Raw genomic sequence first — 1,268 nt, forward strand, 5'->3', positions numbered from 1 at the left:
GGCTCCTCGACCCCGATGTTCACCGAGGAGCACCTCGACGTCCCGCTCGACTACGAGGGCGTCGGCGCGGCCGGCTCGATGCTCGGCACCAAGGCGCTGCAGTGCTTCGACGAGACCACCTGCGTCGTCCGGGCGGTCACCCGCTGGACCGAGTTCTACGCCCACGAGTCCTGCGGCAAGTGCACCCCGTGCCGTGAAGGGACGTACTGGCTGGTGCAGTTGCTCCGCGACATCGAGGCCGGCAAGGGCCGACTCGAAGATCTCGACAAGCTCGGCGACATCGCCGACAACATCAACGGCAAGTCCTTCTGCGCCCTCGGCGACGGCGCCGCCTCGCCGATTTTCTCCTCGCTCCAGTACTTCCGTGCGGAGTACGAGGAGCACATCACCGGCAAGGGCTGTCCCTTCGACCCCGCCAAGTCGACCCTCTGGGCCGACAACGACGCTCACCTGGGGGTGAACGCATGACCGTACTGCAGTCCAACAGCGGCTCCACCGCGGGCCGACGCCCCGACGGGGGCGGTGCGGCGGCGGTGCCACCGGAGGACCTCGTCACCCTGACGATCGACGGCATCGAGATCTCCGTCCCCAAGGGGACGCTGGTCATCCGGGCCGCCGAACTCCTCGGCATCGAGATCCCGCGCTTCTGCGACCACCCGCTGCTGGACCCGGCGGGCGCCTGCCGGCAGTGCATCGTCGAGGTCGAGGGCCAGCGCAAGCCGATGGCCTCCTGCACCATCACCTGCACCGACGGAATGGTGGTCCGCACCCAGCTGACCTCCCCGGTGGCCGAGAAGGCGCAGCGCGGCGTGATGGAGCTGCTGCTGATCAACCACCCGCTGGACTGCCCGATCTGCGACAAGGGCGGCGAGTGCCCGCTGCAGAACCAGGCGATGCAGGTCGGCGACCCCGACACCCGCTTCGAGGGCAAGAAGCGCACCTACGAGAAGCCGGTGCCGATCTCCACGCAGGTGCTGCTGGACCGCGAGCGGTGCGTGCTGTGCGCGCGGTGCACCCGCTTCAGCAACCAGATCGCCGGCGACCCGATGATCGAGCTGATCGAGCGCGGCGCCCTCCAGCAGGTCGGCACCGGTGAGGGCGACCCCTTCGAGTCGTACTTCTCCGGGAACACCATCCAGATCTGCCCGGTGGGCGCGCTCACCTCGGCCGCGTACCGCTTCCGCTCCCGCCCCTTCGACCTGGTCTCCTCCCCGTCGGTGTGCGAGCACTGCGCGGGCGGCTGCGCGACCCGCACCGACCACCGACGG

At 69.6% G+C, this 1,268-nt stretch carries 2 protein-coding genes; both read left to right on the top strand.

Going from position 1 to position 1,268, the window contains the following annotated elements; genetic code table 11:
- On the top strand, positions 1-468 hold a 468-nt coding region (locus tag AB0I03_RS26740; RefSeq protein WP_360417395.1), incomplete at its 5' end, for an NADH-ubiquinone oxidoreductase-F iron-sulfur binding region domain-containing protein.
- Positions 465-1,268: 2Fe-2S iron-sulfur cluster-binding protein (locus AB0I03_RS26745; protein ID WP_360417397.1), on the top strand; the 804-nt coding region annotated here is incomplete at its 3' end. The genes AB0I03_RS26740 and AB0I03_RS26745, both read left to right, overlap by 4 nt.

The sequence above is a fragment of the Glycomyces sp. NPDC021274 genome (assembly GCF_040641195.1).
In the GTDB taxonomy this organism is placed as follows: Bacteria; Actinomycetota; Actinomycetes; order Mycobacteriales; family Micromonosporaceae; genus Glycomyces.